20 protein-coding genes and 1 riboswitch are annotated in these 19,285 nt (G+C 73.8%); of the genes, 8 read left to right on the top strand and 12 right to left on the bottom strand.

Features of this window, described 5'->3' with window-relative positions; all coding sequences use genetic code 11:
• Positions 1-83: 83 nt before the first annotated feature.
• A riboswitch (glycine riboswitch) is annotated at positions 84-179 on the bottom strand.
• Positions 180-260: 81 nt separating this feature from the next.
• A complete protein-coding gene (locus Ae150APs1_RS01510; protein ID WP_010224698.1) occupies positions 261-560 on the top strand; it encodes a YiaA/YiaB family inner membrane protein in 300 nt (99 codons plus the stop codon).
• 18 nt (positions 561-578) lie between these two features.
• Here Ae150APs1_RS01510 and Ae150APs1_RS01505 read toward each other — a convergent pair whose 3' ends face one another.
• From Ae150APs1_RS01505 to Ae150APs1_RS01485, 5 genes are all read right to left on the bottom strand, one after another.
• Entirely contained in the window at positions 579-1,118 is a 540-nt protein-coding gene (locus Ae150APs1_RS01505) for a MerR family transcriptional regulator (protein ID WP_227012878.1), read from the bottom strand.
• Positions 1,119-1,382: 264 nt separating this feature from the next.
• Positions 1,383-1,859: a bifunctional nuclease family protein gene (locus Ae150APs1_RS01500; RefSeq protein ID WP_010224693.1), complete on the bottom strand. Its 477-nt coding sequence runs from the start codon at positions 1,857-1,859 to the stop codon at positions 1,383-1,385.
• A gap of 258 nt (positions 1,860-2,117) precedes the next feature.
• Positions 2,118-2,567: a glycogen accumulation regulator GarA gene (gene garA / locus Ae150APs1_RS01495; RefSeq protein WP_010224691.1), complete on the bottom strand. Its 450-nt coding sequence runs from the start codon at positions 2,565-2,567 to the stop codon at positions 2,118-2,120.
• Positions 2,568-2,676: 109 nt separating this feature from the next.
• Entirely contained in the window at positions 2,677-3,069 is a 393-nt protein-coding gene (gcvH, locus tag Ae150APs1_RS01490) for a glycine cleavage system protein GcvH (RefSeq protein ID WP_010224689.1), read from the bottom strand.
• 9 nt (positions 3,070-3,078) lie between these two features.
• The gene (locus Ae150APs1_RS01485; protein ID WP_170918025.1) at positions 3,079-3,822 is read right to left on the bottom strand and encodes a CDP-alcohol phosphatidyltransferase family protein; all 744 of its coding nucleotides are present in this window, start codon (positions 3,820-3,822) and stop codon (positions 3,079-3,081) included.
• Between the two features lie 54 nt (positions 3,823-3,876).
• Between Ae150APs1_RS01485 and Ae150APs1_RS01480 the strand changes: the two genes are divergently transcribed.
• Complete coding sequence (locus Ae150APs1_RS01480) at positions 3,877-4,404, top strand: OsmC family protein (RefSeq protein ID WP_075295239.1); 528 nt, start codon at positions 3,877-3,879, stop codon at positions 4,402-4,404.
• A 221-nt stretch (positions 4,405-4,625) separates the two neighbouring features.
• Here the strand turns inward: Ae150APs1_RS01480 and Ae150APs1_RS33175 are convergent, their stop codons facing one another.
• On the bottom strand, positions 4,626-5,423 hold the full coding sequence (locus Ae150APs1_RS33175; protein ID WP_249266167.1) for a hypothetical protein: 798 nt from the start codon (positions 5,421-5,423) through the stop codon (positions 4,626-4,628).
• Here Ae150APs1_RS33175 and Ae150APs1_RS31825 point away from each other — a divergent pair.
• The 3 genes from Ae150APs1_RS31825 (at position 5,395) to Ae150APs1_RS01465 (ending at position 7,655) form a co-directional block, all read left to right on the top strand.
• Positions 5,395-5,556, top strand: a complete 162-nt coding sequence (locus Ae150APs1_RS31825) for a hypothetical protein (RefSeq protein ID WP_170918024.1) — start codon at positions 5,395-5,397, stop codon at positions 5,554-5,556. The genes Ae150APs1_RS33175 and Ae150APs1_RS31825 overlap by 29 nt on opposite strands.
• Before the next feature lie 13 nt (positions 5,557-5,569).
• A complete protein-coding gene (locus tag Ae150APs1_RS01470; RefSeq protein ID WP_010224682.1) occupies positions 5,570-6,523 on the top strand; it encodes an ATP-binding protein in 954 nt (317 codons plus the stop codon).
• Positions 6,524-6,770: 247 nt separating this feature from the next.
• Positions 6,771-7,655, top strand: a complete 885-nt coding sequence (locus tag Ae150APs1_RS01465; RefSeq protein ID WP_060576095.1) for a BTAD domain-containing putative transcriptional regulator — start codon at positions 6,771-6,773, stop codon at positions 7,653-7,655.
• A gap of 34 nt (positions 7,656-7,689) precedes the next feature.
• On the opposite strand, the gene Ae150APs1_RS01460 is transcribed toward Ae150APs1_RS01465, so the two are convergent.
• Positions 7,690-8,475 carry an enoyl-CoA hydratase-related protein gene (locus tag Ae150APs1_RS01460; RefSeq protein WP_060576096.1) on the bottom strand — a complete coding sequence of 262 codons (786 nt, stop codon included), beginning with the start codon at positions 8,473-8,475 and terminating at the stop codon, positions 7,690-7,692.
• Entirely contained in the window at positions 8,472-9,476 is a 1,005-nt protein-coding gene (fgd, locus tag Ae150APs1_RS01455) for a glucose-6-phosphate dehydrogenase (coenzyme-F420) (protein WP_075295237.1), read from the bottom strand. The genes Ae150APs1_RS01460 and fgd overlap by 4 nt, the downstream gene beginning before the upstream one ends.
• Before the next feature lie 325 nt (positions 9,477-9,801).
• Between fgd and recQ the strand changes: the two genes are divergently transcribed.
• From recQ to Ae150APs1_RS01440, 3 genes are read left to right on the top strand one after another with little or no spacing between them, the layout of a single operon-like run.
• Positions 9,802-11,607, top strand: a complete 1,806-nt coding sequence (gene recQ, locus Ae150APs1_RS01450; RefSeq protein WP_075301557.1) for a DNA helicase RecQ — start codon at positions 9,802-9,804, stop codon at positions 11,605-11,607.
• Positions 11,604-12,347, top strand: coding sequence for a gamma-glutamyl-gamma-aminobutyrate hydrolase family protein (locus Ae150APs1_RS01445; protein WP_060576097.1), 744 nt, complete (start codon positions 11,604-11,606; stop codon positions 12,345-12,347). Before recQ ends, Ae150APs1_RS01445 begins: the two co-directional genes overlap by 4 nt.
• 52 nt (positions 12,348-12,399) lie before the next feature.
• Positions 12,400-12,981: a DinB family protein gene (locus Ae150APs1_RS01440; protein WP_212567141.1), complete on the top strand. Its 582-nt coding sequence runs from the start codon at positions 12,400-12,402 to the stop codon at positions 12,979-12,981.
• Here Ae150APs1_RS01440 and Ae150APs1_RS01435 read toward each other — a convergent pair.
• The 4 genes from Ae150APs1_RS01435 to Ae150APs1_RS01420 form a co-directional block, all read right to left on the bottom strand.
• The gene (locus Ae150APs1_RS01435) at positions 12,968-15,220 is read right to left on the bottom strand and encodes an ATP-binding domain-containing protein (protein WP_083679868.1); all 2,253 of its coding nucleotides are present in this window, start codon (positions 15,218-15,220) and stop codon (positions 12,968-12,970) included. The genes Ae150APs1_RS01440 and Ae150APs1_RS01435 overlap by 14 nt on opposite strands.
• A 213-nt stretch (positions 15,221-15,433) precedes the next feature.
• Positions 15,434-16,096 carry a hypothetical protein gene (locus Ae150APs1_RS01430; protein ID WP_060576098.1) on the bottom strand — a complete coding sequence of 221 codons (663 nt, stop codon included), beginning with the start codon at positions 16,094-16,096 and terminating at the stop codon, positions 15,434-15,436.
• 55 nt (positions 16,097-16,151) lie between these two features.
• On the bottom strand, positions 16,152-18,527 hold the full coding sequence (locus Ae150APs1_RS01425) for a glycosyl hydrolase family 65 protein (protein WP_075295233.1): 2,376 nt from the start codon (positions 18,525-18,527) through the stop codon (positions 16,152-16,154).
• On the bottom strand, positions 18,524-19,255 hold the full coding sequence (locus Ae150APs1_RS01420) for a beta-phosphoglucomutase family hydrolase (RefSeq protein WP_075295231.1): 732 nt from the start codon (positions 19,253-19,255) through the stop codon (positions 18,524-18,526). The genes Ae150APs1_RS01425 and Ae150APs1_RS01420 overlap by 4 nt, the downstream gene beginning before the upstream one ends.
• Positions 19,256-19,285: the final 30 nt, after the last annotated feature.

Below are 19,285 nucleotides of genomic sequence, written 5' to 3'. Positions count from 1 at the left end.
CCTGAGAGATTCACCCGAGGCTTCGGGCTTTCCCCGTCGGCGGACGGGCCTCCCCGTGGTGGCCCGTCGCTTTCCAGAGGCGTCTCGACCGTACGGTCCGTGTGCCTGAGAGATTCCGGGAAGGGATTTGCTCCTTCGGCGCCCGGCCTCCTGCACCGGGTCTCTCCCGCACGGCGTCAACGACTACCGGCAACAGGGTACCCGTCTTCTCCGTACTTTCACGGCGCCGGCGCCCGCCGGTGCTCGTCACGCTTCCGTGCATGTCGAACACCAGCAGCGCGACCACCACGCCCGCGACCACCGCGGCCTTCCACATGCAGTCGGTCCTGTCCTTCGGCGTGTCGCTGGCCGCCGTCGTGATCGGGACCGTCTACCTGCCCGTCGACGGGTGGGTGAAGGCGTTCCTCGCGATCGCCGTCCTCTACGCGATCACGTCCGCGTTCACCCTCGCCAAGTGCGTGCGGGACCGCCAGGAGAGCCTGACCGTGGTCAACCGGGTCGACCAGGCACGGATGGAGAAGCTCCTGTCCGAGCACGACCCGTTCCGCTCGGTGGCGTGACCCGGGACCGTGCAGGACTCAGGAGATCGCGCGGCGGGACCGCCTGCGGGCGAGCTCGTCCTCCGGGGACTCGTCGACGGTGCCGCCGTCGGCGCGCTCCGCCGGGAAGTCCTTGATCACACCGGTGATCTCGCGCATCGCACCGGAGACGGCGATGCCGAAGACGCCCTGGCCACCCTGGAGGAGATCGACGACCTCCTCCGGTGAGGTGCACTCGTAGACGGTCGTGCCGTCCGAGAACAGCGTGATGCCGGCCAGGTCCCGGATGCCCCGCCGGCGCAGGTGCTCCACGGCGATCCGGATGTTCTGGAGTGACACACCCGCGTCGAGCAGGCGCTTGACGATCTTCAGGACGAGGACGTCCTTGAAGGAGTACAGCCGCTGGCTGCCCGATCCGGCCGCACCTCTTATCGACGGCACGACCAGACCCGTGCGGGCCCAGTAGTCGAGCTGCCGGTAGGTGATCCCCACGACCTGGCACGCGGTCGGGCCGCGGAAGCCGACGAGGCTGTCGGGCACCCCGTCGAGCCCGTCACCGACGAGCGGGTCCGGGAACAGCTCTCCCTGTCCCGGCCCCTCGGGTGGTGGCGTCTGCACCGCGTGGTCTCCCTCGGTCGGCCGCACCGCGCTCCCCTCCGGTACCACATCACTCTGGGTGCCCGAGGAGTTCCACGGATGTCATCAGTAGTGATGACGGTAGGCCCGGCGGACGGGGTGGTCAACGCGGCTCGCCGACACGGGCGTACCGGACGGCGCGGGACCCACGTCCCTCGGCCGGACGGAGCACGGCCGGCGGTCGCCGACCGCGCCGAACGGTCGCTCTCAGCCCGGCTGGGCGCCGCGGAAGTCCTCCGGCGAGACGGAGTCGAGGAACTCGCGGAACTTCTCGACCTCGTCCTCCTGCTCGTCCGGGATGACGAGCCCGGCCTCGGCGAGGACGCTCTCGTCGGCGTGCACCGGGACCCCGGTACGCAGCGCCAGCGCGATCGAGTCACTCGGTCGTGCGGAGACGGTCACGCCGCCGTCGAAGATCAGCTCGGCGTAGAAGGTGCCCTCCTGGAGGTCCGTCACCCGGACCTGCTCCAGCCGGCGGCCGAGCGCACCGATCACGTCCTTGAGGAGATCGTGGGTGAGCGGCCGCGCCGGCTTCACGCCCTGCTGCTCCAGGGCTATCGCCGTCGCCTCCACGGACCCGATCCAGATCGGGAGGTAACGGTCCCCGTTGGTCTCCCGCAGCAGCAGGATCGGCTGGTTCGCCGGGAGTTCGACCCGGACGCCCACGACGCGCATCTCGCTCATCAGCCCGCCTCCCCGGCCCTTGCGGGCCTGTCGGCCGGCCCGGGTGTACCCGCCACCCCGGCCGCCCGGATCGCCTTGCTCGCCCTGGTCCGTGTGGTCACTTCCGCTCCCACCACCGACACGCTCCGACGCTACACGGGCGGGGCCGTCCACGCCCGCCTCCGGACGGGGTGTGACGACGTCCTTTCGACGATCGTCACACGGCCGTCGCGCGCGGCGTGTCGGCTCGACATCCGCCCGCCCGCACGTCGTGCGGGATCAGCCCTGGCCGGGCTCGCGCGGACCGGTCAGGAAGACCAGCCGGAACTTGCCGATCTGCACCTCGTCGCCGTTCGCGAGCACGGCCGTGTCGACCGGCTCGCGGTTGACGTAGGTGCCGTTGAGGCTGCCGACGTCGACGACGACGAACTCGCCGGCGTCACGGCGGAACTCCGCGTGCCGCCGGGAGACGGTCACGTCGTCGAGGAAGATGTCGCTGTCCGGGTGCCGGCCCGCGCTCGTGGTCGGCACGTCGAGCAGGAAGCGCGAACCGGCGTTCGGGCCGCGCCGGACGACGAGCAACGCCGACCCGGCGGGCAGACCGTCGACACCGGAGACGGCCGGCTCCGCGCTCGGCTGCTCCACGTCGGCGAGGAAGTCAGCCCGGAACACCGACGTGGTCTCCGGTGCGCGCTCCGGTGGCACGTCGCGCGGGTCGTTCGTGGTCACGTCGGGGTCTCCTCCTGTAGGAAACGGGTCCCGGACGCGGTCCGGGCGATGATCAGCGGCGTTGTCAGGGGATTCGAAACTACCGGTCCGGCAGGCACGGCGGAACGGGTCAGGAACCGTCTGCCAGCTGCCGGTAGGCCTCCGCGTCGAGCAGCCCCTCGGGCAGCCCGCCGTCGGCCAGGCGCACGTCCACCAGCCACCCGTCGCCGTAGGGGCCCGAGTTGACCAGCTCCGGGGCGCCCTCGAGCGACTCGTTGACGGCCACCACCTCGCCGGCCACCGGCGCGTAGATGTCCGACACCGACTTGGTCGACTCGACCTCGCCCATGGTGTCGCCCGCGGTCACGGTCTCGCCCACCGTGGGCAGCTGGACGAACACGACGTCGCCGAGCTGGGACTGGGCATGGTCGGTGATACCGATCCGGACCACCCCGTCCCCGGTCTCACGTACCCACTCGTGGGCTTCGGTGTAGGTCAGGTCCGACGGAATCTCCGAGCTCACGCGGCGAGCCTAGCCCCCCGCGCCGTCGTGATCGAACCGGGTGCGCGCAGCGGGACCGGCCGGCGACGGGCGGCGCATCGCCAGCACGAACTGCGCGAGGTAGAGGACCCCGGTCCAGAGGTAGAGCGCGACGCCCCAGATCGCGAAAGCGTGCGCGATCACGGCCACGACGGACTCCGCGGGGGGCGGCCCGTCGCCGAGCAGCAGCAGCGGGAAGGCGTAGAGGAGCACGAACGTCGCCGCCTTGCCGAGGTAGACGACCTCGAACGGCGCCCACCCGCGGCGGCGCATCACGAGCACGCAGGCGGCGAGCACGACGTCGCGGGCCACCAGCGCGGCCACCACCCACCACGGGACGAGCCCGCGGATCGCCAGCCCCACCAGCGCGGCCAGGATGTAGAGGCGGTCGACGGCCGGGTCGAGCATCGCGCCGAGCCGGCTGTACTGGTCCAGTACGCGCGCGAGCTTGCCGTCGAGCCAGTCGGTGAAGCCGCCGATCGCCAGCACGGTGACGGCCCAGACGTCGGCCTCCGGGCCGAGCATCAGCCAGAGGAACAGCGGGACGCCGAGCAGGCGCAGCACGCTGAGCGCGTTCGGGACGGTCCACAGCCGGTCGTCGGCGGTGGGCGGGCCCGCGACCTCGTGGACCGAGTCCCGGACGGTGACGCGCACCGTGTCGCGCGCCTCCCGCACCGTCTCGCGGGCGTTCCGCCGCACGGCTGCGGCCCTGCCCGTGTCCGACTCCCCGCCCACGTGGTCAGCCTAGACGCCCCTCCGCGCTGTACCGGAGCGGACGGTGGGGTGAGGATGGAGGGCGTGACGGACTCGAACACCACATCGCTGAAGGACATCCAGGCCCCGCTGAAGCAGCAGTACCGCGACGACCCCGAGGCCGCCGTCGTCACGCTGAAGGCGGACGGCGAGCTGGGCGCCGGCGTCTCCTGCAAGGTGACGACCGGGCAGGCGCTCGCCGAGGCCGGCCTGCACCCGGCCACCGGTGGCGACGGCACGCAGCTGTGCTCCGGCGACATGCTCCTCGAGGCGCTCGTCGCCTGCTCCGGCGTCACCCTCCAGGCGATCGCGACCGCGCTGGAGCTGGACGTGACGGGCTCGGTGCGGGCCGAGGGCGACCTCGACTTCCGCGGCACGCTCGGCGTCGTCAAGGACGCGCCGGTCGGGTTCCGCGACATCCGGCTGACCTTCGACATCGACGCGCCGGGGGCCGACGACGAGAAGATCGCCACCCTGATCAAGCTCACCGAGCGGTACTGCGTGGTGCTGCAGACGATCAAGGGCAGCGCCACGACCTCGGTGGACGTCACCAGCAGGTCCTGAGCACCCGTACCCGGGACACCGCCGCTCGTCCGTCCGGAGCACCGGCGCGCGGCGAACGGACACGGGCGGCCCGCCACGATCACGGCTCACCGCCGGTGGCGGGCCGCTCGGCGCGCTTCACCGTCGGTTCGGCGCCCGGCACTCTCCGGGGTCTCCGGGCTCCTGTTCGGACGTCCGTACGGTGGACGCGTCCAGGGACGACGTGACTGGGCGTGCCCGCGTCACCCGGGCGCGCACGTCACGGCAGGTGAATCGTGATCAAGCTTGCGGACGATCTCTCGTCCGGCGATCACGTGTGTGCGGTCCCGGACAGCCTCGAGCACCTCGGCGAGATCCGGGCCGGGTTCGTGGCGCACGGCCTCGACCTCGGTGAGCGGGTCCTCTACTTCGACGACGACGGCGCCGCGGACACCCTGCTGCGCAGGCTGTCCGAGGACGGCGTCGACGTCGAGGAGCCGTTGCGCCGCGGTCAGCTCCTGATCCTGCCGGAGGAGAACACCCGGCAGACCTTCCGCACGCCGCTGCCCGACATCCACGCCGGCGTGTCCGGCCAGGTCGAGGAGTCGCTGCGCGACGGCTGGCACGGCACCCGCCTCACCGGCCAGATGCACGCGTCCATCGCGGCGGGGGCGTCGGCGACGCTGCCCGAGTACGACGGGCTGCTGGCGCGGCTGGTCCGGGAGAGCTCGGGTTCCCTCACCGCGCTGTGCACCTACGACCACGAGCACTTCCCGGACGAGCAGATCGACATCATGCGCGCCCTGCACCGGGACCACCTGGCGGTGACCGGTGCCTACGACGACGGGCTGCTGCGGATCGTGCGCCTCGGCGTCGGGCACGCCCGGCTGGCCGGCGAGATCGACCACAGCAACCGTCCGAAGATCACCGCGCTGCTGCACCAGTCGCTGGACGCCGTGCTGCGCTCCCCCGACGCCCCCACCGACATCGGGCTGGACATGGCCTCGGTCCGCTTCGTCGGCGGTGGCGTTCGTGCACGCCGCCGAGAGCTTCCCCGCCACCCACCGGCTCGTCCTGCACCGGGTCCGCCCGCGGGTCGAGCGGGTCCTGGAGCGCTGCGGGGCGGCCTTCTCCCCGCAGCTGGCGCTCGACGACGAGCCGCCGAAGGTCGTCCCCGTCCTGCCCGACCGGTGACCGGAGGCCGCCCGTGCAGATCAACGCCGCTCCCCGCTCGCCCGGTTTCGTCCACGTCCTGGTGCACGCCGACGACCCGGCGGAGCTCGTGGCCAAGGTCGCCCCGCAGGCCGCGGCCGCCGTCCACGACGTCGGGGCGCAGATCGCACTGGCCGTCTCCGAGCCGGTCGAACAGGCACTGCGCGACGAGCTGGCCGGCACCGGCGCCGCGCTCGGCCGCCTCACCACGCTCACGCGGTCGGCCCGCGACTCGGGCCAGACCGTCGCGGCGTGGCGGGCCCGGGAGCTGCGGGCACTGTCGTCGTCCGGGCGGCCGGTGGTCGTCGTCGCGGAACACGACCCCGAGCTGGACGGGGTGGACGGCGGCTTCTGGGTCGAGTTCGAGGCCGCGCTGAACATCTCGCTCGACGGCCTGCCCGTCACCCAGCTGTGCGTGTACCCGCGGATGCCGCTGCACGGCGCGGTCGGCGACGGTGCGCTCGCGAACCACCCGCTGCACCTGCGGGGCGGCGAGCGGGTGCCGAACCCGCGGCACGCCGCCCCCGCCGACGTCCTCGCGGCGCTCCCCTTCGCGCCGCCGCACCTGCTGGGGCCGCCGGACGTCCGCCTGCACTACAACACCTTCGAGCTCTCCCGCGTCCGCGACGCGGTCGAGGAGGCGGCCCGCGCCTGCCGGTTCGACCCGGTCCGCGGCGAGGACATGGTGCAGGCGGTCAACGAGGTCGCCACGAACGCGGTGGAGCACGGCTCCCCCGAGGCGGGGCTGTCGGTGTGGGCGCGGCCGGGCGAGCTCGTCTGCGAGATCCACGACACCGGCGCGCTCACGCTGCCGCTGATCGGGCTCGCGCCGCCGCACCCGTCGCAGGCGCGCGGGCGGGGCACCTGGATCGCCCGGCAGCTGTGCGACAGCCTGCACGTGTGGCGGGCCCGCGACGGCACGCACGTCCGCCTCCTCGCCAGGGCCTGACCAGCGCCTCCACCGGCGACCGGCAGCCGTGCGTGGCGATTCGCTCACCCGGATCTCACGCGCCCGCCCGACCTCGGCTATCCTGGCCCTCGAGCACACCGCACGGAGACGCCGCCCGCCGTCCGTGCTGGTGCGGTTTCGTCGTTTCCACACAGCGCCCCGCGGCCCTCCCGCCCGGGCGGCGCGCCCGGCACCGGCGCAGAACCGCGTGCGGGCCGCACGTCACGACCGACCCGGGGAAGACGGCATGTCCGACGACGATCACTGTCGATCCAGTGAGTCCACGCTGAGCGAGCCCACCGACGGTTCCGCGCTGCACGTCCGCGTCCTGGGGGCGTTCGGGCTGCGGGTCGGCGACCACTCCGTACCGCTGCCCGTCGACTCCCGGCGCCTGGTGGCCTACCTGGCCGTGCACCCGCGCCCGCAGCCGACCGCGGCGATGGCCGCCGACCTGTGGCCCGGCGTCGGGCCCGCCCCGGCGGCCCGGCTGCTGGACGAGGCCGTCGCGGGCGTCGACGTCCCCGGCCTGCTCACCGCCGACGACCGCGGCCGCCTGCACCTCGCCGACGACGTGACCGTCGATCTCGCCGAGGGTCTGCTGATGGTCCGCGGGTTCTCGTCACCGGAGATGGCGCGGACCGTCCGCGAGATCGGCTGCCCGGCGACCGACCTGCTCGAGGCCGACATCCTCCCGTCCTGGACGGCGCCGTGGATCGTGGTCGAGCGGGAGCGGTTCCGGCAGCTGCGGCTCTCCGCGCTGGAGAACCTGTCCACCACGCTGAGCGCCGCCGACCGGCACGACGACTCGGTCGCCGTCGCCCGGCGCGCCGTCCGGACGGCGCCGAGCCGCGAGCGCTCGCGGCGGGCGCTGGTCGAGGCCCTGCTCGCCGGCGGCCGCGTCGCCGACGCCCTCGCCGAGTACGAGGAGTTCCAGCGGCTGCTCCGCAACAGCGTGGGCGCCACCCCGGACTCCGAGCTGGACCGGCTCCTCGCGCCCTACGACTCGGCGTGGCCCCTGGGCCCCGGGGTGCACCGCCCGGTGCAGCGGTGGGGCGTCGGGATGCCGGGCGCACACCGGCCCGCGCAACGCGGGCGCCGGCTCGCGGCGGGCAGCCCCGCCAGCGGCCGCTGAACCCGGCACCCCGACACACCACACCCCGGCGCCGCTAGTGGAACTGCGGGCGCCGCTTCTCGCCGAACGCCGCCAGCCCCTCCGCGCCCTCCGGCCCGGCCGCGCAGGCGGCGATGGAGGCGGCCTCGGCGTCGAGCTGCTCGCCGAGGGTGGCCTCCCAGGTCCCGCCGAGCAGTCCCCGGATGCGGCCCAGCGCCGCCGTCGGCCCCTGCGCCAGCCGGTGCGCGAGGGTCGCGGCCTCGTCGTCGACCGCGTCGTCGTCGACGACCGAAGCGAGCAGTCCGAGCCCGTCGAGCGCGTCGGCGTCGAGCACCTCGTCGGTCAGCAGGATCCGGCGGGCCCGGGCCGCGCCGACCAGCCGGGGCAGCGTCCAGGTCATCCCGCCGTCCGGGGAGAAGCCGATCCCCGGGTAGGCGGGACGCATCCGGGTCGACCGCCCGCCGACGGCGAGGTCGCAGGCCAGCGCCACGCTCATCCCCGCCCCGGCGGCCCAGCCGCGCACGGCGGCGACGGTCGGGACCGGGCTCGCGACGAGCGGGCGCTGCAGCGCGTGGAAGATGTCGGCGACCTCGCGCACGTAGCCGCCCCGGTCCGGGGCCGCGGCGAAGTCACGGACGTTGCCCCCGGTGCAGAAGTTCTCCCCGTCGCCGTGGACCAGCACCGCACCGACGGCGCCCGGATCGGCCGGGTCCTGCCCGGCCAGCCCCGTCAGCGCGTCGGTGACCTCCTGCATCACCGCGCCGTCGAGCGCCCCGTGCCGGCCGGTGGAGATCCGGCAGCGCAGGACGCGCCCGTCCCTCCGGACCGCCTCCGCCGTCACCCGAGCTCCCGCAGCTTCGGCAGGACGTCCTCGGTGAACTGACCGAGGAAGCGACGCTGATCGTCCCCCGGGCCGTGCACGACGAGATGGTTCAGGCCGGCGTCGACGTAGGGCCTGATCTGCTCGACGGCCTCGTCCGGATCGGACGCCACGATCCAGCGCTTGGTCACCTGCTCGATGGGAAGCTCGTCGGCGAGCCGCTCCATCTCCCGCGACGAGTCGACCGAGTTCTTCTGGTCCGGGGTCAGCGACAGCGGGGCCCAGAACCGGCAGTTCTCCCGGGCCGCCTCCGGGTCGCGGTCGTAGGAGATCTTGATCTCGATCATCTTGTCGATCTGCGATGCGTCGCGGCGCTGCTTGTCGGCGCCCTCCTGGACACCTGGCAGCAGCTTGTCGGTGTAGAGCTCCATGCCCTTGCCGGAGGTGCAGATGAAGCCCTCGCCGTGCCGGCCCGCGTAGCGGGCGACCATCGGCCCACCGGCGGCGATGTACACCGGCACCGGCTGCTCCGGACGGTCGTAGATCATCGCGTCGACGAGGGTGTAGTAGTCGCCCTCGACGCTGACGCTGTCCTCGGTCCACAGTGCCTTCATCAGCCGGACCGCCTCGCGTAGCCGTGCGAAGCGCTCCTTGAACTCCGGCCACTCGCGGCCCGACACGGCGATCTCGTTGAGCGCCTCGCCGGTGCCGACGCCGAGCGCGACCCGGCCGCCGGTCAGCATCGCCATCGTCGCGAACTCCTGGGCGAGCACCGCGACGTTGTAGCGGAAGGTGGGGGTGAGCACCGAGGTGCCGATCTGCACCCGGTTCGTCCGCTCCCCCACGGCCGCGATCCACGGCAGCGCGGCGGGGGCGTGCCCGCCGATGTGCCGCCACGGCAGGAAGTGGTCCGAGGCCCAGACGCTGTCCAGGCCCAGCTCCTCGGCGAGTACCGCGTACTCGACGAGGTCGCGCGGGCCGAACTGCTCGGCCGACGCCTTGTACCCGATCTTGAGATTCACGGATCAGTCCTTATCGCGTGCCTGGCGCGCAGGCCGTCCGGCGCGCCGTGTCCCTCCCGTGTTGCTACACCCCGGCGCGGCCCGGCGCAGCCCCGGGTGGCTCACAGTCCCCCACCGCGGCGCCCGTTGCCGGATCCGCGGAGCCGGGCGGACGGCGCCGAGCACGGCTCGTACGATCGACCCCGTGTTCGACACCTCCGACCCGGACGAGATCCCGCTCCCGCCCGAGCCCGAGGACGTCGAGGCGGACCCGCCCCCGCCCGAGGAGGCGCCGGAACCGGCCGGTGCGGCGCCCGCCCCCGTCCGGTCGTCCGACCCGCACGAGGTGCTGCGGCGGGTGTTCGGCTACGACGCGTTCCGCGGTGACCAGGAGGCGATCGTCTCCCACGTCACCGGCGGCGGCGACGCGCTGGTGCTCATGCCCACCGGTGGCGGGAAGTCGCTCTGCTACCAGGTCCCGGCGCTCGCCCGGTCCAGCACCGGCGTCGTCGTCTCGCCGCTGATCGCGCTGATGCAGGACCAGGTGGACGCGCTGCGGGCGCTCGGCGTCCGCGCCGGGTTCCTCAACTCCACCCAGGACGCCGACGAGCGGCGCCTCACCGAGCAGGAGTTCCTCGACGGCGAGCTGGACCTGCTCTACCTCGCCCCGGAGCGGCTGCGGGTCGAGTCGACCGTGCGCCTGCTCGAGCGCGGCCGGATCGCGCTCTTCGCGATCGACGAGGCGCACTGCGTCGCGCAGTGGGGGCACGACTTCCGGCCCGACTACCTGCTGCTCTCGGAGCTGCCGAAGCGCTGGCCGGACGTGCCGCGGATCGCGCTCACCGCGACCGCCACCGACGCCACCCGCACCGAGATCGCGCAGCGGCTCCAGCTGACCGGGGCGCGGCACTTCGTCGCGAGCTTCGACCGGCCGAACATCCGGTACCGCATCGCGCCGAAGAACGAGCCGCGCAAGCAGCTGCTGGACCTGCTGCGCTCCGAGCACCCCGGTGACGCAGGCATCGTCTACTGCCTGTCCCGCAAGTCGGTCGAGCAGACCGCGGAGTTCCTCGGCTCGCAGGGGATCGCCGCGCTCCCCTACCACGCGGGTCTCGACGCCGAGGTCCGCCGCCGCAACCAGTCCCGCTTCCTGCGCGACGACGGCCTGGTGATGGTCGCGACGATCGCCTTCGGCATGGGGATCGACAAGCCCGACGTCCGGTTCGTCGCGCACCTGGACCTGCCGAAGTCGGTCGAGGGCTACTACCAGGAGACCGGTCGTGCGGGCCGGGACGGCGAGCCGTCGACGGCGTGGCTGGCCTACGGGCTGGCCGACGTCGTCCAGCAACGGAAGATGATCGACGACGGCGAGGGCGACGCCGCGCACAAGCGGCGCCTGGCCCAGCACCTCGACGCGATGCTCGCGCTGTGCGAGACCACCGAGTGCCGCCGCGCGCAGCTGCTGCGCTACTTCGGGGAGAGGCCCGCCACCGAGGCGTGCGGCAACTGCGACACCTGCCTGACGCCGGTGTCGTCGTGGGACGGCACGGTCGCCGCGCAGAAGGTCCTCTCGACGGTGTGGCGGCTCAAGAAGGAGCGCAACCAGGAGTTCGGCGCCGGGCAGGTCGTCGACATCCTGCTCGGCAAGCGCACCCCGAAGGTGGACCAGCACCGCCACCACGAGCTGTCGGTGTTCGGCGTCGGCACCGAGCTGACCGACGTCGCGTGGCGCAACGTGCTGCGACAGCTGGTCGCGCGCGGGCTGCTGACCGTCGGCGGGACCTACTCGACGCTGCGGTTCACCGACGACTCCCCCGCCGCGATGCGCGGCGAGCAGAAGGTCATGCTGCGCACCGAGCCGGAGCGGACGGCGCGGTCGTCGCGGTCGCGGGGCGGGTCGAAGCCGGCGGTCGAGATGCCGGCCGAGGTCGCGCCGGTGTTCGAGCGGCTGCGGGCCTGGCGCGCGTCGGCGGCGAAGGAGCAGGGCGTGCCCGCCTACGTGATCTTCCACGACGCGACGCTGCGCGAGATCGCGACGCGGGCACCCGCCGACCGTGCCGCGCTGGGCACGATCTCCGGGATCGGCGAGGGCAAGCTCGCCCGGTACGGCGACCAAGTCATCGACGTCCTGCGCGGGGGTGACGACGGGTGAGGCCACTGATCGGGCTGACCGCCTACACCGAGCGCGCCACCTACTGGATCGTCGACGAGGAGGAGACGGTCCTGCTCCCCCGCGGCTACCTCGACATGGTGTCCGCGGCGGGCGGGATCCCGGTGCTGCTGCCGCCGACCGCCGACGCCCCGGACGCCGCCGTGTCGTGCGACGGGCTGCTGGTCACCGGCGGGCCCGACATCGGCGCCGGCCGCTACGGCGCCGCGCCCGGCCCGCACGACGACGACCCGCGCACCGAGCGCGACGCCGCCGACCTGGCCGCCGTCCGCCGGGCGATGGAGCTGGGCATCCCCGTGCTCGGGGTGTGCCGCGGGCACCAGCTGCTCAACGTGGCGCTCGGCGGGACGCTGCACCAGCACCTGCCCGACGTCGTCGCACCGGAGGTGGCTGCCGCGCACTCGGCCGGGCCCGGGACCTACGCGCCGGTCGGGATCACCACGGAGCCGGGGTCCCGGATCGGGGAGCTGCTCGGCTCCGGCCCGGTGACCGTCCGCTGCCACCACCACCAGTCGATCGACCGGGTCGCCGACGGCCTGCGGGTCACCGCCCGCGCCGGGGACGTCGTCGAGGCGGTGGAGGCCCGGTCCGGGGCCTGGGCGATGGGGGTGCAGTCGCACCCCGAGCGCAGCCCGGACGACCTGCGTCTGGCCCGGGCGCTCGTCGACGCGGCACGGGAGCGGCGGGCGGCCGGTCCCCCGCCGGTACGCCGGGCCGGGTGAGGCGCCGGGTCGAGGACGGCGGGTGTCCGCGTCGGGCTCTACCGTGCCGGGCATGACGCCCACCACCACGGACATCGACTGGAACGCCGAGCTGAGCGCGCAGCTCACCTTCCACTGGGAGACCACGCTGCGGCCGCGGCTCGCGGGCCTCACCGACGAGGAGTACCTCTGGGAACCGGCGCCCGGTGCCTGGAGCGTCCGGCCGCGGGCGGAGTCCGTCGCGTCGCACAGCGCCGGGGCCGGTGACCTGGTCGTCGACTTCGCCTTCCCGGAGCCCGACCCGGCCCCGGTGACGACGATCGCCTGGCGGCTCGCCCACGTGATCGTCGGGGTGTTCGGCATACGGAACCACTCGCACTTTGGCGGGCCGCCGGTCGACTACGCCTCGCACACCTACGCCGGCACCGCCGACGGCGCGCTCGCCCAGCTCGACGAGGTGTACCGCCGCTGGACCGAGGGGGTGGCGGCGCTGGGGGCCGGCGGCCTGGCCCGGCCGTGCGGGCCCGCGGAGGGGCCGTACGCGGACGCGCCGCTGGCGACGCTCGTCCTGCACATCCACCGCGAGGTGATCCACCACGGCGCGGAGATCGCGCTGCTGCGCGACCTGTACCGGGCGGGGGTCACCCCCGGCTGATCCGCTTCAGCACCGGCGGCAGCTGGCCGGAGTACAGGACGCCGAGCCGCTGCGTCGCCCGGGTGATCGCGACGTAGAGGTCGTTCAGGCCGCGCGGGGACTCGTCGAGCATCTCCTGCGGCTCGACGACGAGCACCGCGTCGAACTCCAGGCCCTTCGCCGCCGTCACCGGCAGCACGACGACGGCCGTGTCCAGCTCCTCGGTGTCCGCCTCCGGATCGGTCACCCCGGCCGCGGCGAGCGCCGCCCGCACCGGCTCCAGACGCGCCGACGGCACCAGCACCGCGGTCCGGCCGTCGCCGACCGCGTCGCGCTCGGCCGTCACCCGGTCCACCAGCACCTCGTCGGCCCCGGTCTCCGGGAGCGGTGCCGCCCACGGCGGCTCCCCCGTCGAGCGGACCGACGACGGCGGTTCCAGCGAGGCGTCGATCTCGGCGAGCACGTCGTCGGCGACGTCGGCGATCTCCGACGGCGTCCGGTAGTTCACCGTCAGCTGCTCCAGCCGCCAGCGGCGGGCCACGAACGGCGACAGCACCTCGTCCCAGGACCCGGCTCCGCCCCGGTCACCGGTCTGCGCGATGTCCCCGACCAGCGTCATCGAGCGGGCGGGCGCGCGGCGCATCACCATCCGCCAGGCCATCGCGGACAGCTCCTGGGCCTCGTCGATGATCACGTGCCCGTAGGTCCACTCCCGGTCCGCCGCGGCCCGGTCGGCGGTGGAGTCGTAGCGCGACACCTGCATCCGCTCGGCGAGCCGGTCGGCGTCGATGATGTCGGTCGCGCGCAGCAGCTCCGGGTCGAGGTCCTCCTCGAGGTCGAGGACGTCGAGCACGCCCTGCGCGTACTCGACCTCCTCCCGGAGCGCGGCGGCCTCCGCCGCGGCCTGGGCGGCGCCGTCGTCGCCGAGCAGCTCGGCGGCCTCGTCGAGCAGCGCCACGTCCGCGGGCGTCCAGCGCCGGTCGTAGGGGACGTCGTCGCCCGGGGCGTCGCGCTCCAGGAGCCGCCGCTGCTCGGCCGGGATCCGCCGGGCGACCGAGTTGAGCCGCTTGCGGTCCGCGAACAGGTCGGTGAGCAGCTGCTCCGGCGACAGGGTCGGCCAGAGCTCCTCCATCTCGCGCCGGACGTCCGGCGACTCGGCGAGCTCGTCGCGGATGTCGTCGATGTCGCGCCGGTCCAGCAGCTCCGCCCCGACCCGGCGGGCGACCTGCTGGGCCAGCAGCCGCAGCAGCTCCTTGCAGAACGTGCGGCGGGCCTCGTTGTGCGGCTTGCGGGACCGCCGGGCCCGGGTGCGGGCCTGGGTGACGGTGTCGCGGTCGAGTACGACCCGCTGCTGCTCGACGACGAGCTCGATCGGCCGGCGCGGCACCTGCTGGCGGTCCCGGACGGCCGCGGCGACCACCGGTGCGAGGTCGGCCCGGCCCTTCAGCTCCGCGGTGGCGGGGTCCTCCTCGCGGCGGGCGTCCAGTCCCGGGTAGAGCTGCGCGACGGTGCCGAGGACGACCGAGGTCTCGCCCAGCGACGGCAGCACCTGCCCGATGTAGCGCAGGAACGTCGGGTTCGGCCCGACGACGAGCACGCCGCGCCGCGCCAGCCGGTCCCGGTGGGTGTAGAGTAGGTACGCCGCGCGGTGCAGCGCGACGGCCGTCTTGCCGGTACCCGGGCCGCCCTGCACGACGAGCACCCCGGACGGCTTGGAGCGGATCATCCGGTCCTGCTCGCCCTGGATCGTCGCGACGATGTCGCCCATCCGCCCGGTGCGGGCCTCCGACACGGCGGCCAGCAGCGCGGCCTCGCTCGTGAGGCCGGACCCGGCGCGGGCGCGCTCCTCGGCGTCCATGTCGGACAGGTTGAGCGGCTCGTCGTCGATCGCGACGACCTCGCGCAGCCGGGTCCGCAGGTGCCGGCGCCGCCGCATCTCCTCCGGGTTCGCCGCCGTCGCGGTGTAGAACGGCCGCGCCGCCGGCGCGCGCCAGTCCATCAGCAGCGGCTCGTACTCGTTCTGCTCGTCGAGCAGGCCGATCCGGCCGACGTAGCGGGTCTCGCCCGCGTCGGTGTCGAGCCGGCCGAACGCGAGGCCGTGCTCGGCCGCACGCAGCGCGGCCAGCTTGTCGGCGAGCAGCGCGGCCGCGGCGTCACGCTGGGTCAGCGCCTGCGGGGTGCCGACGGTCTCGTCGCGCAGGGTCGCGGCGAGCCGCGCCGCGGTGTCGCGACGCCGGTCCTCGAGCTGCTCGTAGAGCATGCCCACGTACGTCTTCTCGTGGGCCAGCTCCGGGTCGTCAGCGGGATCGCCGGCAGTGGCAGGAGTGGGTTCGGGCACGGCGCGGGGATCCTCCACCGAGAGGGCCTACACGACCGCGCTGCCCGGTGGCGGGAGATGTCCCGTCGCCCGGCGGCGCGACGAACCAAAGTACCAGTAGTGCGCGATCGGCCGCGGTGCGCGCACCGACGGCGGTCACCCCGCCTGCGGGGCGATCTCTGCGCGGATCCGGACCTGCGTGCCGTCGAGCCGCTCGATCGTCGCCTCCGGGACGGGGTCCGTCCCGGTGCAGGTCACCGCGCGACCGGCGGGAAGCTCGCCGGGGCACTCGAGGTGGACGAACTCGTCGCGGCCGCCGGCCTTCAGCGCGCTCCACACCGTCATGGTCACCGCGACCGTCGGCGAGCTCCCCGAGAAGCGCCGGAGGTCGGTCTCGGTGTCGACCCGGGTGCCGGAGGCGGCGGCGCCCGGCCCGGCAGGGCCGGTGGCGACCGGCACGGAGCCGGACACCGTGATCCGCCACTCCCCCGACGACGGCAGCCGCGCGAGCTCGTGCTGCTTCAGCGGCCGGCCGCGGTCGTCCCCACCCCATCGGCCGTCCAGGCGCACCGCGGCCCACCCGGCACGGTCGGCCGAGGTCAGCCGGCACCCGCTGCGGTAGGCGCCGTCGGGGGACTCCGCCGGTTCCTCGCAGGACGCCGTGACCTCGACCCCGTCACGGGCCAGCAGGTGGGACCGGACGGCGGCCTCGATCTCCGCGCGGTCCGGCCGGGTCCCGGGCGAGGCGACCCACACCCACAGCCCGAGGAACCCGGCCACGACCACGAAGAACAGGACCCATGCCCCAGGACGCCGCATACCGGACAGTCAACCCGGTGGGCCGCCCGTCCGGTACACGCAGGACCACGGAGGTTCAGGCGCGCTGGCGCGGAGCCCGCCCGTAGGGCTGCTCGACCGGCTCCACCCAGTCCGGGGTCGGCGTCGGCGCCGTCACCGGGGTCTCCCCGTCGAGCGCGATCGGCTCGTCGTGGTGCCGCAGACGCATCGGGGCGCCGTCGTGCAGCTGGTACTCGACCTCGTCCGGCGTGATCGTCACCCGCAGCCTGCGGCCCTGCCACTTCAGCCCGAACGAGATCCGGGACAGCGACGGCGGCAGCACCGGCGCGAACGACAGCCCGTCGGCCTCGCAGCGCATCCCGCCGAAGCCGAGCACGACCGCGGTCCAGGTGCCGGCCATCGAGGCGATGTGCATCCCGTGGTCGGTGTTGCCCGCCAGGTCCTGCATGTCCACCAGGGCGGCCTCGGCGAGGTACTGGTGGGCCAGCTCCAGGTGCCCGGTGCGGGCCGCCATCACCGACTGGGTGCACGCCGACAGCGACGAGTCCCGCACCGTGATGCCCTCGTAGTAGGCGAAGTTGCGGCGCTTCTGCTCGTCGGTGAAGGAGTCCGGGAAGATCTGCATGGCCAGGACGAGATCGGCCTGCTTGATCACCTGTTTGCGGTACAGGTCGAAGTACGGGTAGTTCAGCAGCAGCGGGTACCGCTCGGCCGGGGTGTCCTCGAAGTTCCACCGCTGGTGGTCGGTGAAGCCCTCGGACTGCGGGTGCACGCCGAGCCGCTCGTCGAACGGGATCAGCATCGCGCCCGCCGCGTCCCGCCAGGACGCGATCTCCTCGGAGTCGACGCCCAGCCGGGACGCCGAACGCGGGTGCTTGGCGGCGACCTCGGCCGCGTAGCGCAGGTTCTGCTGCGCCATGAGGTTGGTGTAGACGTTGTTGTCCGCGATCGAGGAGTACTCGTCCGGGCCGGTGACGCCGTCGATCCGGAAGTTGCCGGCCGAGTCGTGGTGGCCGAGCGAGCGCCACAGCCGGGCGGTCGCGACCAGCAGCTCCAGCCCGACCTCGAGCTCGAACGTGGTGTCGCCGGTCGCGTGCACGTGCCGCTTCACCGCGTCGGCGATGTCGGCGTTGATGTGGAACGCCGCCGTGCCCGCCGGCCAGTAGCCCGAGCACTCCTGGCCGCGGATCGTCCGCCACGGGAACGCCGCGCCCTTGAGGCCCAGGGTCTCGGCACGCTCGAACGCCAGCGGGAGGATGGACTTGCGCCAGCGCAGCGCGTCGGCCGCCGCGTCCGGCGCGACGAACGACAGCACCTGCAGGCAGAACGTCTCGGTGTCCCAGAAGGTGTGGCCGTCGTAGCCGTCGGCGGTGAGGCCCTTGGCCGGGATGCAGCGCCGCTCGGCACGGGCAGCGGCCTGCAGGATGTGGAACGTGGCGAGCCGGACCGCCTGCTGCAGCTCGGCGTCGCCGTCGATCTCGACGTCGGCGGTGGCCCAGAAGTCGTCGAGGTACTCGCGCTGCTCGCGGACGAGTCCGTCCCAGCCGGTGTAGCGGGCGGCGGCGATCGCCGCACGCACCTGGTCGTACACCGCGGGCAGGCTGCGCCGCGACGACCAGCCGTAGGACAGGTACTTGACCACCCGCAGCGTCTCGCCCGGCTTGACCCTCGCGATGATCGTCGTCCGGGCGAGGTCCTCGTTGGCGTCGGTGGTGACCTCGACGCCGTCCGGCCCGAAGACCTCGTGCTCCATCGCGGCGCCGCACCGCAGGCCGGACTGGCGGGTGCGGTGCACCACCGTCGCCCCGGCGTCACCGGCCCGGGACTGCTCGGGCTCCAGGACGTTGTCCAGGGCGCTGTCCAGCCGCGGGTCGTCGCCGTTGCGGCCGGGCAGCTGCTCGTTCGCGACCAGCTCGGACTGCAGGACCAGCAGCGCGCCCTCGCCGTTGTCGTCGTCCCCGGCGTGGACCACCTCGACCTCGTAGGAGATCGCCGCGATCGCGCGCTGGGTCAGCGACACCAGCCGGGTGGAGCGCACCCGCACCGCGCGCCCGGCCGGGGACTCCCACTCCACGTCCCGCTGCAGGGTCCCGGCCTGCATGTCGAGCACCCGCTCGTGCTTGCGGAGGGAGCCGTAGCGCAGGTCGAACGGCTCGTCGTCGACCAGCAGGCGGATCAGCTTGCCGTTGGTCGTGTTGATGATCGTCTGCCCGGACTCCGGGTAGCCGTAGCCGCCCTCGGCGTAGGGCAGCGGGCGGACCTCGTAGAACGAGTTCAGGTAGGTCCCGGGGAGGACGTGCGGCTCACCCTCGTCGAGGTTGCCGCGCAGGCCGATGTGCCCGTTGGACAGCGCGAAGACCGACTCGGTCTGGCCCATCGCGCCGAGGTCCAGGCGCGGCTCGCGGATCACCCACGGCTCGGTGGTGAACGTGGGCAGGTGGTCGGGCTTCACGAACGCTCCAGCAGGTCGGCGAGATCGGTGACGACGACGTCCGCGCCGTGCTCGCGCAGCGCGGCCGCCTGGTCGAGACGGTCGACGCCGATGACGGCGCCGAAGTCCCCGGCGCGGCCGGCCTCCACACCGGCCAGCGCGTCCTCGAACACGACCGCCGCGGAGCGCTCGACCCCGAGGTCGGCCGCGGCGGCGACGAAGGTGTCGGGTGCGGGCTTGCCGGGCAGCCCCCGCTCCCGTGCGGTGACGCCGTCGACGCGGTGGTCGATGAACGTCTCCAGGCCGGTGACCCGCAGGATCTGCTCGGCGTTCGCACTGGAGGAGACCACCGCGGCGGCGAGCCCGGCGTCCTTCACGGCCTCCAGGTACCGGCGCGAGCCGGCATAGACGTCGACCCCCTCGGTGATCTTCGTCTGGACCAGCGCGTTCTTCCGGGTCGACAGGCCCCACAGGGTCTCGGTGTCGGCGGAGTCGTCCGGGGTGCCCTCGGGGAGCTCGATGCCCCGGGACGCGAGGAAGCTGCGGGTGCCCTCCAGGCGCGGCTTCCCGTCGACGTAGGGGCCGTAGTCGGCCCCGGCGTCGAACGGGGTGAAACCGGCACCGTCGCGCGAGCACAGGTACTCGTCGAACATCTGCTTCCACGCCGCCGCGTGCACGCTCGCGGTGTCGGTCAGCACGCCGTCCAGGTCGAACAGGCACGCACGTGTGCCCTCGGGCAGCCCCAGCATGGCGCGCACGCTATCCGGATCGATGAAGTC

It is taken from the genome of Pseudonocardia sp. Ae150A_Ps1 (genome assembly GCF_001932315.1).
GTDB lineage: Bacteria > Actinomycetota > Actinomycetes > Mycobacteriales > Pseudonocardiaceae > Pseudonocardia.
The sequence above is the reverse complement of the archived record's forward strand: the minus strand, read 5'-3'. Positions and strand labels throughout refer to the sequence as shown.

Excerpts from the sequence above, each read along its gene's own strand:
- Ae150APs1_RS01510 (WP_010224698.1), top strand. The coding sequence starts at position 261 with ATGTCGAACACCAGCAGCGCGACCACCACGCCCGCGACCACCGCGGCC.
- Ae150APs1_RS01500 (WP_010224693.1), bottom strand. The coding sequence starts at position 1,859 with ATGAGCGAGATGCGCGTCGTGGGCGTCCGGGTCGAACTCCCGGCGAAC.
- Ae150APs1_RS01480 (WP_075295239.1), top strand. The coding sequence starts at position 3,877 with ATGGAGGGCGTGACGGACTCGAACACCACATCGCTGAAGGACATCCAG.
- Ae150APs1_RS01465 (WP_060576095.1), top strand. The coding sequence starts at position 6,771 with ATGTCCGACGACGATCACTGTCGATCCAGTGAGTCCACGCTGAGCGAG.
- Ae150APs1_RS01440 (WP_212567141.1), top strand. The coding sequence starts at position 12,400 with ATGACGCCCACCACCACGGACATCGACTGGAACGCCGAGCTGAGCGCG.
- Ae150APs1_RS01435 (WP_083679868.1), bottom strand. The coding sequence starts at position 15,220 with ATGCTCTACGAGCAGCTCGAGGACCGGCGTCGCGACACCGCGGCGCGG.
- Ae150APs1_RS01430 (WP_060576098.1), bottom strand. The coding sequence starts at position 16,096 with ATGCGGCGTCCTGGGGCATGGGTCCTGTTCTTCGTGGTCGTGGCCGGG.
- Ae150APs1_RS01420 (WP_075295231.1), bottom strand. The coding sequence starts at position 19,255 with ATGCTGGGGCTGCCCGAGGGCACACGTGCGTGCCTGTTCGACCTGGAC.